The sequence below is a fragment of the Spartobacteria bacterium UBA695 genome, from assembly GCA_002298145.1.
Lineage (GTDB): Bacteria > Verrucomicrobiota > Verrucomicrobiia > Chthoniobacterales > Chthoniobacteraceae > UBA695.
The window spans coordinates 24,568-37,661 of record DBMP01000024.1 but is presented as its reverse complement, the minus strand read 5'-3'; the positions used below and the strand labels follow the sequence as shown (position 1 = coordinate 37,661).

Annotated in this window: 8 protein-coding genes; 6 read left to right on the top strand and 2 right to left on the bottom strand. The window is 62.8% G+C overall.

The genetic code is table 11. From position 1 onward, the window contains the following. Positions 1-7 precede the first annotated feature (7 nt). Positions 8-1,270: a glycosyltransferase family 9 protein gene (locus B2828_RS13545; protein WP_479634291.1), complete on the top strand. Its 1,263-nt coding sequence runs from the start codon at positions 8-10 to the stop codon at positions 1,268-1,270. On the opposite strand, the gene B2828_RS13540 is transcribed toward B2828_RS13545, so the two are convergent. Then, on the bottom strand, positions 1,267-2,844 hold the full coding sequence (locus B2828_RS13540) for an excinuclease ABC subunit UvrC (RefSeq protein WP_479634290.1): 1,578 nt from the start codon (positions 2,842-2,844) through the stop codon (positions 1,267-1,269). The genes B2828_RS13545 and B2828_RS13540 overlap by 4 nt on opposite strands. A gap of 70 nt (positions 2,845-2,914) precedes the next feature. Here B2828_RS13540 and B2828_RS13535 point away from each other — a divergent pair, with 70 nt between their 5' ends. The 3 genes from B2828_RS13535 (at position 2,915) to B2828_RS13525 (ending at position 7,090) form a co-directional block, all read left to right on the top strand. Next, the gene (locus B2828_RS13535; protein ID WP_479634289.1) at positions 2,915-3,790 is read left to right on the top strand and encodes a MotA/TolQ/ExbB proton channel family protein; all 876 of its coding nucleotides are present in this window, start codon (positions 2,915-2,917) and stop codon (positions 3,788-3,790) included. A 17-nt stretch (positions 3,791-3,807) separates the two neighbouring features. Next, positions 3,808-4,224 (top strand): ExbD/TolR family protein, encoded by a 417-nt coding sequence (locus tag B2828_RS13530; protein ID WP_479634288.1) that lies wholly within the window; start codon positions 3,808-3,810, stop codon positions 4,222-4,224. Between the two features lie 61 nt (positions 4,225-4,285). Beyond that, positions 4,286-7,090, top strand: coding sequence for a tetratricopeptide repeat protein (locus B2828_RS13525; protein ID WP_479634402.1), 2,805 nt, complete (start codon positions 4,286-4,288; stop codon positions 7,088-7,090). 176 nt (positions 7,091-7,266) lie between these two features. Here B2828_RS13525 and B2828_RS13520 read toward each other — a convergent pair whose 3' ends face one another. Beyond that, entirely contained in the window at positions 7,267-8,520 is a 1,254-nt protein-coding gene (locus B2828_RS13520; RefSeq protein ID WP_479634287.1) for a radical SAM protein, read from the bottom strand. Between the two features lie 311 nt (positions 8,521-8,831). Between B2828_RS13520 and B2828_RS13515 the strand changes: the two genes are divergently transcribed. Both B2828_RS13515 and B2828_RS13510 read left to right on the top strand, forming a co-directional pair. Then, positions 8,832-9,830: a PLP-dependent cysteine synthase family protein gene (locus B2828_RS13515; RefSeq protein WP_479634286.1), complete on the top strand. Its 999-nt coding sequence runs from the start codon at positions 8,832-8,834 to the stop codon at positions 9,828-9,830. A gap of 22 nt (positions 9,831-9,852) precedes the next feature. Next, the gene (locus B2828_RS13510; RefSeq protein WP_479634285.1) at positions 9,853-12,210 is read left to right on the top strand and encodes a sulfurtransferase TusA family protein; all 2,358 of its coding nucleotides are present in this window, start codon (positions 9,853-9,855) and stop codon (positions 12,208-12,210) included. Positions 12,211-13,094: the final 884 nt, after the last annotated feature.

The following is a 13,094-nucleotide window of genomic DNA, read 5'->3' as shown; positions in this document are numbered from 1 at the left end:
CCATTTTATGGCCGATCCCGTCGCAGCTTCCGTTTTACAAGTCATTGACCGCTGGATCGGCGTACCCGTCTGCGCGACCCTGAGCGCTGCCAACCGCCTTCTCAACCTCTTTTTGCCCCCGAAAGAGGCCCTGGACGCGCCGAAAAAGATCCTTTTCGTAAAATTCGCCGAACAGGGCTCGACCGTCCTGGCCCAGCACGCCATTCGGCGGGCGGTCTCGCTGGTGGGCCCGGAGAATGTCTACTTTCTTGTCTTCCAAGAGAACCGCTTCATCCTCGATCTGCTGGCCCTGGTGCCCGAGGAGAACGTCATCACCTTCAAGCGCGATACGCTGCAATTGCTGATCTCCGGTGCGCTCGCGGCGCTGGGGCGGATTCGCGCACTGGAGATCGATACGGCGATCGACATGGAGTTTTTCTCCCGCTCCTCGGCGGCCTTTACCTGGCTGACCCGGGCTCCGCGCCGCATCGGCTTCCACACGTTCTTTGGCGAGGGGCCCTACCGAGGCGACCTCTTCACGCACCGGCTCCTCTACAACCCCTACCAGCACACGAGCCAGATTTTCGAGCAAATGGTGCTCGCCTCGCTCCAGAAGGCGGCCGATCTGCCCACCTGGGCGGCGCCCGCTCCGGCGCTCTGCGAAACGGAGCCAATCTTCACGCCCAAGCCCGGCGAGACGGAGCAACTGGAGGCGATCCTCAAGCAGACGTGCAACGGCGTGGTGCCCAAGTCGATCATCTTGATCAACCCGAACGCGAGCGACCTGCTCCCCATCCGGAAATGGGGCCGCGAACGCTACATTGACCTGGCCAAGCGGCTGCTGGAGCGGTTCCCGGATTCTCACGTGCTGCTTACCGGCGCGGTGAACGAAGCGGGGGCCGCAGGGGAAATCGCCCGGGAAATCGCCTCGCCCCGGTGCATCTCGTTGGCGGGCCGGACCACGCTGAGGCAGCTCTTCGTGCTCTACACGGCGAGCGAACTACTCATTACCAACGACAGCGGCCCGGCGCACTTCGCGGCGCTCACGCCGATCAACGTGCTCGTGCTCTTCGGGCCCGAGACGCCCGCGCTCTTCCGCGCCCCCACCCCGCGCAGCACCTCCATCTGGCTTGGCCTGGCATGCAGCCCGTGCGTCAACGCCTACAACAACCGCCAGTCCCCCTGCAAAAACAACCAGTGCATGCTGGGGATCACCGTGGACCGGGTGTTCGATGAAGCGGTGGAGATTTTGGAGAAACGTCACGCGGCGGTCGCAGCGGAGATTGATTAACTCCGTTCCCGCAAAAACTCCACAATCTGCTCGGCCAATTTCGGCCCGATGCCCGGGATTGCAGCGATCGCCTCCACCGGGGTCCGCTTCAGCCGCGCCACGGAGCCAAAGGCCTTGAGCAGCGCTTCTTTGCGGGTGCGGCTCACGCCGGGGCAGTCATCCAGGATGCTCTCGGCAATGCGCCGTTTCATGAGCAGTTGGTGGTAGCCGTTGGCGAAGCGGTGGGCCTCGTCGCGGATGCGTTGCAGCAGCCGCAGCGCGCCGGAATCCTCCGGGAGCCGCAGCGGATCAGGCCGCCCGGGGCGGTAAATTTCCTCAAACTCCTTGGCCAGGCCGACGATCGGCTGTTCGTGGAGCCCCAGGCGCTGCAATTCCTTGCACGCCGAGGAGAGCTGGCCCTTGCCGCCGTCAACGATCACCAGGTCCGGCAGCCGGACTTTCACCGCCCCCTGGCGGTTGAGCCGCTCCAGAGCCTCAGCGGGCGGTTCCTGGGAATACTCCGCCTCGTCGCCGGGGGAGACCGCCGCCTCGTCCCGCGCTTCGAGTAGCACTCGGGAGTACCTCCGCCGGATCACCTCGGCCATGCTGGCGAAGTCGTTTTGCCCCTCCACGGTCTTGATCCGGTAACGCCGGTAGCTCGACGGGTCGGCCGCGCCGTCGCGGAAGCAGACCATCGAGGCCACGATGTGAGTGTTAGAAATGTTCGCGATGTCAAAGCACTCCATAATGCGCGGCGGGCCCGCCAGTTGCAGGGCATCCTGAAGGGCCTTCATATCGGCCTCGGGGACCACCGTGCTCGGGAGGGTCTGCGCCGTGTAGCGCGTAAAGCGCCGGGTGGGGGCCATGGTGGCGCGCAAATCCGCGAGCATGTTGCGCAGCGTCGCCGCCCGTTCAAAGTCGAGCTTGCCTGCGGCCTTGTGCATCTCCTCCTCCAGCTCCTTAAGCATCTCCTTCGATTGCCCCGCGATGAATTCGCACGCCTCCTCCACCCGCTCGCGGTATTTCGACGGGTCCAGGCCGCTCATTTTGAGGAGCACCTGGAAGGTCGAGGTCTTCAGCTCCCGCTCCGTGGGCGCGCCCCGGCCAAAGGTCAGGATGCCGAAGCGCTTGCGCATGAAATGGAGCGTCTGCCGGAGCGCCCCGGCGTCCGGGTAGGGGCCGAAATACCGGGCGTTGTCTTCGCGTCGGAACCGGGCCAGCCGGAAGCGAGGCCATTCCTCGGCCATGTCCACTTTTACCATCAGGAAGCGCTTGTCGTCGCGGAAGGCGATGTTGTACTTCGGGCGGAATTCTTTGATGAGCCGCCCCTCCAGCAGCAGCGCCTCGGGCTCGCTGCGGACCGTGTGCCACTCCAGGTCCCAGACGCTCTCCAGGAGGGCGCGGGTTTTCGGGTCGGCGGTCCGTTTTTTCGACTCCATGAAGTACTGCCCCACCCGTTTGCGCAGGTCGCGCGCCTTGCCCACGTAGATCACCCGGCCCAGGCGGTCTCGCATGATGTAGACGCCGGGCTGGTGCGGTAAATCGTGCACCTTGGGTCGCAGGTCGGGCTTGTCTTTGGGGTGAGGCAGGGTCATAAATCTTCGTTAGGGTCCCCAGATTACTGGAAAAACGCGGTAATCTGCTAATATATACAACCAATTCCTAATGAAACGCTCTCTTTCGATCGCTTTTAGCCTCCTCCTCATGCCAGCCGCCCTGATGGCCCAGGGGGATAGCGCCGCCAAGGTGGCCGCCGCCGTCTCCACCAAGGGGTCCGACGTCACCCTTTGGAACCTCTTTCAATCCGGCGGCTTCACCATGCTGCCCCTGGCTTTCATGTCCATCCTGGCGGTGATGCTCGTTTTCGCCTTCTGGATCACGCTGCGCCGGGGCTCGGTCGTCTCCAACCAGTTCATGAACACCGCCGAGGTGCTCATCAAGAAGGGGGACTACGCGGGGCTGCTCGCCATCGCCAACCGCCACGGCGAGGCGGTCGCCCGGATCGTTCGCCGCACGCTCGATTTCGCCTCCAAGAACCCTCAGGCCCCCTTCGAGGTCGTCCGGGAGATCGCCCAGACGGAAGGGGCGGCCCACGCGGCCTCGCTGCAAAACCGGATCACCTACCTCGCCGACATCGCCGTCCTCTCTCCGATGGTCGGGCTGCTCGGAACGGTCTTTGGGATCATCCGCTCCTTCGGCGTCATGGCCAGCGCCTCGGCTACCGAAGCCAGCCGCCCGGTGCTGCTCGCCCGGGGCGTTTCCGAAGCCCTCGTGGCCACCGGAACGGGCCTCGTCATCGGTATCCTCTCCATGGCGTTCTACGCGCTCTTCCGCAATAAAGTGCAGAATCTCCTTTCGGAACTGGAACGGGCCACGGCCCACTTGCTCGGGCTCATGTCGGTGCTCTTCGTCCCCGCTCCCGCCGCCGCCGCGCCCGAAGCGGCCCCGCGCCGTGCCGAGGAGCCCCCCTCGGACTCGAAACCGCGCCGCGCTCCTGAAACCGGCCGCCGCCCGTCGGTGACGGTTGAGGACGAATTTTAGGCTCCTTTTTCCAAAACATGAATTTCCGAAAACGCGCCCAGCCTCAAACCCTCGGCTTTCAGATTGCCCCGATGGTGGACATTCTGCTGGTTTTGCTGGTTTTCTTCATCGTCACGTGGAACTACGCGATGACGGAAAACGAGCTTGATGTGAAGGTCCCCACGGCCACCGCCGCCAAGGAACAACAGCCCGTGGCCAACCAAACGGTGCTCAACGTGCGCCGCGACGGCACGGTGGTCATGAACCGCAAACAGATCAGCCTCGACGAGCTTCGCGCCCGGCTCTTGCAGCTCTCCGAGCTTTACCCGGACTACGCTATCATCGTCCGGGGCGACCAGGAGCTTTCGTTCAACAACCTCATGGCCGTCATGGACATCTGTCGGCAGGCCAACATCTGGAACGTCGCCTTTGCCACGGCGGTCGTAAGCCAGTAAACTCCGGGCTTGCCTTAAAAAGTTGGCGGCCCCGCGCTCTTTTCGTTACGATTTGAACCTTATGCTCCGGCGTCTTTTCATCCTGACCCTTGGCCTCTGGATCGCGGCCCAGCCCGCCCAGGCCGATACGTGGCTCCAGCGCTACCTGCGCGAACGCCGCGCAAAAGACGACGCCAAGAAGGCCATCGTCGATGACGACACCAACCCGGGCGAGGAAATCCGCCGTCCGGAGCCGGTCAATCCTCAGGACGTTGTTGATCCGACCGCCACTACCACCACGCCCTCCAGCCCCTCTACCCCCGCCACGGCTCCCGCCCCGGGCGAGGAACGAGTCCTGGTGCCCACGCCGGTCACCCCCGTCCCCGTAGCCACGCCCGAGCCGGTGCGGCGAGCCCAGCCCGTGGCGCCCCCGCAGGAGATTGGAACCCCCGCCGTCATTACCCGCCAGGCCCCCACCCCGGCCCCGAGCGTTCGCCCGAGATCGACCCCGCCTGCCACGGCCACCGTGGTGGTCAACCCAGCCTCCTCGCCAACGCCCGCCGCCACCCCGGCCCCGCAACCCGAGGAAACGCCCCGCGATGAGATGGACCCGAAAACCGAGGTCATCCGCATCTCTCCCTCCAACCAGCAGCAGGCCCCGGACTTGGTCCAGTTCAACTACGCCAACGGGTACTACGTAAAGAAGGACTTCTCCCGCGCCGCCGCCGAGTACGACCGCTACCTGATGAGCTACCCCACGGGAGCCGACCGCCAGGCGGCCCTCTTTCGGATGGCCGAGTCCCACCGGCAGTTGCAGAACTTCAACGCCGCCCGCCGAACCTACGAGCAGCTCGTCCTCGACTTCCGCCAGGGCGATTTCGTCGGGCCCGCGTCGTTCCGGCTCGCTGAACTCTGCTTCCAGGATAAAAGCTACCCCGACGCGCTGGCCTACTACCGCAAAGCCTCGGTGGAGTTAACCGACCCGGCCCTCATCCTTTCAGCCAAATACAACGCCGCCCGCTGCCAGGAGGCGCTCCGGGCCTCCTCCGCAGCCGTCGAGGATTACGCCGAGGTCATCAAAACGCCCGGCGAGAACCCCTACCGCGATGCGAGCCGCCTCTCCACAGCCCGCCTGCTGGCCGACATGGGCCGCCGCAAGGAAGCCGTAGCGCAGTACGAAACGCTCATTGCCGAGACAACCCGCCCCGCAGTCAAGGCCGAGGCGACCGTGCGGGAAGGCTTGCTCCTGCCCGACATGGGCGAGGCCGACAAGGCCATCACCGTTCTGAAAAGAGCGATCCAGATGCCCGAGGTCGGCCCGTGGAAGGAAACCGCCGCCGTCGGCCTGCTCCGCGCCGCCTACAACGCGCAAAAATACGCCGACGTGCTCACCGGCTACAAAGACGGCACGTTCTCCGACGACGCCAAGCCCGAGGTGCTCCTCATCGTGGCCAACTCCAACCGCCAGCTCGGCAAGGACAAGGAGGCGCGCGATCTTTACGAATCGCTCGTTCGCGATTTCCCCAACTCCTCCTACGCCAAGGAGGCCCAGTATGGGCGGCTGATCTCCCTCTACAACACCAACGCGCCCGAACTCGTCCAGGAAGTGGACAACTACCTCGCTCAGAACCCCGACGCGACCGACAAGCGCGACCAGCTCACGCTCCTCAAAGCCGAGGCCCTCTACAAGACCAAGAAATACGCCGCCGCCGCGCCGCTCTACGCCTCGCTGGAGGATTCCCTCCTCAACCCCACGCTCAAGGCCGAGGCGCGCTTCAAACAGGGCTGGTGCTCCACCCAGGCCCAGCCGCGCGACAACGCCGGGACCATCAAGGCCTTCACTGCGTTCCTCAAGGAATACCCCACGCACAAGCTCGCCCCCACGGCCCTGGCCCAGCGCGCGCTCAGCTACCAGCAGACGAACAATCTCAAGGCGGCGCTCGCCGATTTCGACCAGATCATCTCGCGCTACCCGCAGGCGGCCAAGGAACAGGAGCTGGCCTATGAACAGAAGGCGCTGATCCTCGGCCAGCAGAACGACAACCAGGGGATGTCCGAGACGTTCTCGGCGCTGGTGCGCAAGTACCCGAACAGCCCCGCCGCGGGCAAGGCGAACTACTGGATCGGCTGGGCCGCCTGCACCGCCAAGAACTACAAGGAAGCCATCAAGCCGCTGCAAACCGCCCGCAAGCTCGACAAGGAGCACTTTGGCGAAAAAGCGAGCCGCCTCCTGCTCCAGGCGCTGCGGGCGGAGGAAGACCGCCAGGGCATGGCCGAGGAGGTCGCCCAGTCCGAGGCCAACAAAGTCAAAATCCCCGCCGAATACCTCCGCTGGCTCGGCACGGAATTCTACAACTCGGGCAATGCGGCGGATTCGGAAAAGTTCCTGGCTCTGCTGACTGCGCAGGCCACTCCGGCGGAATTGCAGCCGGAGGACTGGCTGATGCTGGGGAGCGCACGGGCCAAGCAGTCGAAGTGGGCGGATTCTGAAAAATCGCTGAAAGTCTATCTGGGCAAAGTCACCGAACCAGCCCAGCAAGCCACGGGCTATCTGGCGCTCGGCGAGACGCAGCTCGGAGCCAGGGACTTCGAGGCCGCCTCGAAATCAGCCGATTCCGCCCTCTCGCTCCAGCCCGAGGGCCGCCTCAACGCCCAGGGCCGGATGCTCTCCGGCGACATTGCCATGGCCCGGGGGGATTTCCCGGCGGCGGCCAAGCTTTACCTGAGCATTTCCGTGGTTTTTGGCGACGACCGGGAGATCACGCCCAAGGCGCTGGCTCAAGCCTACGTGGCCTACAAGAAAGCCGGAGACACCCCGCAATCCGCCAAAACGCTCAACCAGCTGCAAAGCCGCTACCCGGAATACCCGGTACCGAAGGTGAACTAGGCATCCCAAGAGGGCGCGCGCAAAGGGTGAAAAGGAAGAGGGCTCACGCAAAGCCGCAAAGCCGCAAAGGCGCAAAGTTCAGAGTTCCCATTCTTTGCGGCTTTGCGTGAAAATAAAATTGGCTCCTCCGGGTGTTACCCCAAAGGAGCCACAGCTTTTTTTCGCTAAGCCATCCGCTAGGCGGCGGCAGCCACGAGCGCACGGTCAAGCTCGTGGGTGACCACGTCGGCGCGCTTGAGCCTGCGGCCCATGAATTCCGCCAGGCTGCTGACGCCGCCGCGGAAGTTCGCGGGCGGGCAGTTGTGCTTGAGCAGAATCGCCGAGGCTTTGTCGTAAAGTTGTTTCATCGAATCCGAGCTGGGCACATCGGCGCCGGTTTCGCGCTTGAGTTTGCGCCCAAGGCCGCCGACCAGGAACGGCGTGAGCAGCGTCGGAACACCGATACTGGCAAATTGTTCGAACCCATCCAGTAATCTCTTCTCATTTTGAATCCCGGCGATCAACTGGGTGGCCACTTCGCCGGGGAAGATCTCCTTCGCCTTTCGGAACGCCTTGAGGTAATCGGCGATGGGCCGGAAGCCCTTGGCGTTGGGCATCATGGCGCGGCGCTCGTCGGTGTCGTACACGTCAACGTCCATCTGGATGTCGGTGTAACCGGCGTCGCGCAAGGCATAGAGCCATTTTTCGTCGTGCGGCGGCTCGATGACGGCGCGAATGTAGGAGGCCTTGGGCAGGTAACCGAGCCGGGCTTTGATCGCTTCGAGCACCTTGATGTAGACGCTGGCGCCCTTGTCGGCTCCGGGCAGCGTGCCCGCATCCACCGTGATGGAGAATTTGCCGATCTCGTCGCCGATTTCGTCCACCGCCGCCTTCACCGCTTCGCCTAATCCCTCGAACCAGCCCTCTTGTTTATAGAGGACCTTGTCCTCGTCGTAGTTCCCGGGAATGCAGCAAAACCGGCAGGCATTCTTCGACTTCGTGTAGGTGCATCCCCACGAAGGCCAGATGCATAGCCCGTTGTAACAAGCCAGCGAGACAAACGGGAATTTGCCGCCGGTGAGTTCCAGGGTCGTGTTCTCGTTTTCCGGGAAATCCTCCTGGCCGCACGGGGTGAGCACACTGGAGATGCCCTCATCGAGAAAAATGCTGTTGGAGGCCCCGCCCTCCGCGTTTTTCTTGAACGCCCACTGGTGGCCCCAGAACTTCGGGCGCTTGTAGAAGGCAATGTTGGTGTAGAACTTGCCGTTCTCCCACACCTGCAACTGCCCGTCGATGCGCTTGACCTCAAAGGGCGACGTATTGCTGCCGTAGGCGTTGAACGAAAACGGCCCCGTAATATCGTCGCGCAGCCAGGTCAGCGGCGCGTGGTAGTACCCTTCGTCGAGAAGCGTTTGCTTGAGTTCCGGCGAGATAGTGAGACCCCGCCCCATGATTCTGATTTTTTGATCAACTGCACTGTCAATAACTGACATACGATAATCCTTCCTAGATTATTACATTTAGTGGTGATCCCGATACTGCTCGAGCGTAGGTCGGGGCCAGGTGCGAATGCCTCCTGGGTTAATCTCTATTAACGCGATTGAGATTGTCGTAATTCACGGAATCTGTCAAGAGGTTTATGCGAGGCCCCAAAACGGCCGCTTTTCAGCCCCGAAAGTTTCCAAAATGCCTTTGACGAATCCCCCCATTCTTTGTAATAAAATCCTACAAACTCTATGGGTTATATAGAGTTTAAACAACCATGACTTCTCCAGCTTCTTCATCCAGCCTGCCTTCCCGCCCCGACCTGAAGCGCTTTGACGACATTCGCGAATTGATCGGCAACCCCGACAACCCCACGCCACTTGTTAAGCTCAACCGGGTCATCCAGAAGGATTCCTTTCCCCTTTTCCTGAAGCTGGAGTGGTTCAACCCGTTTGGCTCCATCAAAGACCGCACCGCCGCCTATCTCCTGCGCGGCCTGGAAAAGCGCGGTGCCCTCACGGAAGGCAAGCAACTCGTCGAGCCGACCTCCGGCAACACCGGCATCGCCCTGGCTGCCCTGGCCACGCTGCGCGGCACGAAGCTGACCGTCACCATCCCGGACGGCGTGCCGGATGAAAAGAAGCTCCTCATCCGGATGCTCGGGGCCGAGGTGTGGGCCACCCCGGACGATCTCTGCCCGGTCAATCACCCCAAGGACGGTGCCATCGCGCTGGCTTACTCGTTCATCACCGGCCCCGCGACCAAGGACCAGTACGTCATGCCCAACCAGTACGAAAACCCGGACAACGTGGCGGCCCACTACGAGACCACGGGGCCGGAAATCTGGAAGCAGACCGAGGGGAAAATCCGCTACTTCTTCGCCGGATACGGCACCTGCGGCACCATCACCGGCGTCGCCAAGTATCTCAAGGAACAGGACCCGTCGATCCAGATCATCGCCGTCGAGCCGCAGAAGGGCCACCACATCCCGGGGCTGAAAAACTTCAAGGAAGCCAAGCAACCGGCCATTCTCGACCCCTGCCTCATTGATCACGTCATCCAGGTCAACGACGAACCGGCCTACGCCATGACCAAGCGCCTTTTCCGCGAGGAAGGGCTCATCATCGGGCCGTCCACGGGGGCGATTGTCCACGCAGCCAACGAGTTTTCGAAAGACCACGAGGGGCTCGCCGTCGGCATCTCGCCGGATAGCGGCTTCAAGTACGCCTCATATTTCCAGGATCTCCTCGGTGACGAGGGCAACCCCGCCGCCTAACCCGCCGCCTTATTTTATCGCCATGACTACCCAATCTTCCCGTCTCTGGAACCTCCCTGCCTCGCTGCCGGAGGACTTGCAGAAGTTCCAGTCCATGACCTCGCAATTTAAAGAGGGCTCCATCTCCGCGACACAATACCAGGTATTCCGCGTGCCGCAGGGCGTCTACGAACAGCGCGAAAACGGCTCGTTTATGCTGCGCGTACGCCTGCCTGGCGGCGCGGTGCTGGCTCATCAGCTCCGCACCCTGGCCGATACCGCCGCGAAATTCGGCAACGGCGTGCTGCACGTGACTACGCGCCAGGATTTCCAGGTTCACCAGGTGGCCGTCGATTCGATCCAGCCCGCGCTGGAGCAGCTCGCCGAGGCGGGCCTCTCCACCAAGGGCGGCGGCGGCAATACGGTACGAAATATTATCGGATGCCCCCACGCTGGAACGTGCTCCCGAGAGGCCTTTGACGTCACGCCGCACCTGATCGCGCTGACGGAGTACCTCCTGGCCGACCAGAACTCCTTCCAGCTTCCGCGTAAATACAAGATCGCCTTCTCCGGCTGCGGCAACGACTGCGCCGGGGCCACGGTGAACGACCTTGGCTTGATCGCAAAAATCAAGGACGGCGTGGAAGGCTTCAAGGTCTACGTCGCGGGCGGCCTCGGCTCCGGCAGTCGCGTGGCCGACGTGCTGGAGGAATTCGCCCCAGCCTCCGATATTCCGCTCATCGCCGAAGCCATCAAGCGCGTTTTCTATCAGCACGGCAACCGCAAGGACAAGCGCCAGGCGCGCATCCGCTACCTCGTGCGCCAGCTCGGGAGCGAAAAATTCGTCCAGCTCTACCGCGAGGAATTGGCGGAGTTGCGCAGCCAAGCCCCCGCCACACCCGCGCCGCGCCCCATCACCTTCAACGCGCCCACGGTGGCCGCCGCCTCGGTCGCCGAACCCGCCACCGAGAGCTACCGCGCCTGGAAACAGCACAACGTCAAGGCGCAGAAGCAGGCTGGGTACAACCGGGTGGAGATCCCGCTCGTCCTGGGCGACATCGCCTCCGCGACGCTCAACGGCCTGGCCGACCTAGTCGAAACCACCGGTGAGCAATCGCTCCGCGCCACCTCCACGCAGAGCCTAATTCTGCGTTGGGTCCACGACTCGGAGCTGCCGCACGTTTTCCAGGAGCTTGATAAGCTCGGCCTCGCCGTGGCGCAACCGGCCGTCCTGCGCCGCCTGGTTTCGTGCACCGGGGCCTCGACGTGCAAGCTCGGCATCTGCCTCTCGCGCGGGCTCTCGAAAGCCATTGACCGCGAACTGACCAAGAGCAGCGTCGACCTCACCGCGCTGGGCGATCTCTCCATCCACATCAGCGGCTGCCCGAACTCCTGCGGCCGCCACCAGATCGCCGACATCGGCCTTCACGGAGCCGCCCGGCGCGTCAACGATCACCTTGTGCCGCAGTATGCGCTGCAATTCGGCGGCCACGTGGCGGAGGGCGATACCGTGCTGGCCACGGGTCAGCACACGCTCCCGGCCCGCAACGTCCCCAAGTTCCTGGCCGAGCTGCTCGCCAGCTACGAAAAGGCCCCATCGCATGACGATTTCCGCGCGTTCCTGAAGAACGGTGGCAGCGCCACGGTCGATGCCCTGGCGGAAAAATACAAACCGGTGCCGGACTTCGACGAAGACAAGAACTTCTACTACGACTGGGGCGCTGACGAACCCTTCTCGATGGCAGGCCGTGGCCCGGGCGAATGCGGCGCGGGGGTGTTCGACCTGATCGACGTGGACCTTAAGAGCGCGGCACAGTCGCTCGCCGAGGGCCTCTACTTCAAGGCGGCAGCCCTGGCGGCCCGTGCGCTCCTGGTGACGCGCGGCGAACAGGCCGAGACCGACCGGGACGCCTTTGCGCTCTTTAACAAACACTTCGTGCAAGCCGGGCTCGCCGACGCGCGCTTCCAGCCGTTGCTCGAAGCGGGCGAAAGCGCGGCGGCAGCGGCCAACCCGGCCGGGGCCTTCACCGTCGCGGCGGCGGAAGTGACCGAGTTTGTCACCTCCATCCAGAACCTCTTCCAGAGCATGGATGCCTCGTTGCAATTCCCGAAGCCATCCACGGGGGCGGCCCCGACGCAGCCCGCGCCCGAAGCGCCCAAGCCCGTGGCGGCGGCGGTCGCAGCGGATCTGGAGAAGGACTTCCGAGGCATCGTCTGCCCGCTCAATTACGTGAAAACGAAAATGGCACTCGGGACCATTAAATCAGGTCAGGTGCTCTCCATCCTGCTGGACGAGGCCGGGGCGCGTAACGTCCCTGAAAGCGCCGCCAAAGACGGCAACGAGATTCTCACCGTCGCCCAGGAAGCCGGAGCCTGGCGGGTGATTATCCGGAAAGGATAAGGCTAGACCGCGTTGACGAATTAAAAGAGGAAACGGAAGTTTCCAGATGGGATGCAAGGGACAATGTCCCTTGCCGGGGGCCGGGGCAGAGCCCCGGAAGCCAAAACCATCGGCAAGGCGGGCGCAAAAAGCCGTACTTTTGTGTAACGGCCATCAACGCCCCGCCTTGCTCTCGCTGGAGAGCGAAGCGACTCCGCCAAGCGCCTTGGGCGCTTATCTTTGGGCGGCCCGCTCCCCGAAAATTCGCTGCGCTCTTTTCGGGGAGGCAAGGCGGGCACTGGGACAAAGGTGACGCGGGTTTAATCAGAGAGCACCGCTTTGGAATGTTGGGTTGAGGCCCGCCTTGTTGGGGAGATGGGAGGCGCTGCCTCCCAAACCCTCCGGCAGGGTGTTAAAGGATTTCCGCCGCTTTCGTAAGGCTTTGGTTCTGTGCGCCTTCTGTCGTGCATTGCGAAAACAAGGATCGCATAAAAGCGCAAGAAATGGAAGGCGTTTGTCCTGCTTTTGTCATGGTGGACTCAACTGGGCCGGGCAACTGTGACGCACCCAAAAGTTCGCCCAGGTAAAGTTTCGCTGCCGCTCGCCGAAGTTCCGCGCTTGATGAACCCCTCACGACCCTCGACACCGAATACTTCAGCGGTATCGCTATCAGCATCAGCAGGTGGACATGCTCGTAAAGCGCCTTGCACCTGCGTTTTAGGATACAGCACGTGGTATTTGCAATCCCATTTCGTTTGCGATAATGATTGGCAGTCGTTCAAGTTGAGTCTTTCTGTTGTGGTGCCTTAAGCGGTTCACATCAAAAGACTCACGGGAGGTTTGGAATTGTCAAACTCAAGGAGTCTCCTCAGGAGAGCTGTGGGCTTACCTTGGTATTAATATAT

Coding starts and splice junctions, on each gene's coding strand:
- B2828_RS13535 (WP_479634289.1), top strand. CDS start 2,915: ATGAAACGCTCTCTTTCGATCGCTTTTAGCCTCCTCCTCATGCCAGCC.
- B2828_RS13545 (WP_479634291.1), top strand. CDS start 8: ATGGCCGATCCCGTCGCAGCTTCCGTTTTACAAGTCATTGACCGCTGG.
- B2828_RS13520 (WP_479634287.1), bottom strand. CDS start 8,520: ATGGGGCGGGGTCTCACTATCTCGCCGGAACTCAAGCAAACGCTTCTC.
- B2828_RS13525 (WP_479634402.1), top strand. CDS start 4,286: ATGCTCCGGCGTCTTTTCATCCTGACCCTTGGCCTCTGGATCGCGGCC.
- B2828_RS13515 (WP_479634286.1), top strand. CDS start 8,832: ATGACTTCTCCAGCTTCTTCATCCAGCCTGCCTTCCCGCCCCGACCTG.
- B2828_RS13540 (WP_479634290.1), bottom strand. CDS start 2,844: ATGACCCTGCCTCACCCCAAAGACAAGCCCGACCTGCGACCCAAGGTG.
- B2828_RS13510 (WP_479634285.1), top strand. CDS start 9,853: ATGACTACCCAATCTTCCCGTCTCTGGAACCTCCCTGCCTCGCTGCCG.
- B2828_RS13530 (WP_479634288.1), top strand. CDS start 3,808: ATGAATTTCCGAAAACGCGCCCAGCCTCAAACCCTCGGCTTTCAGATT.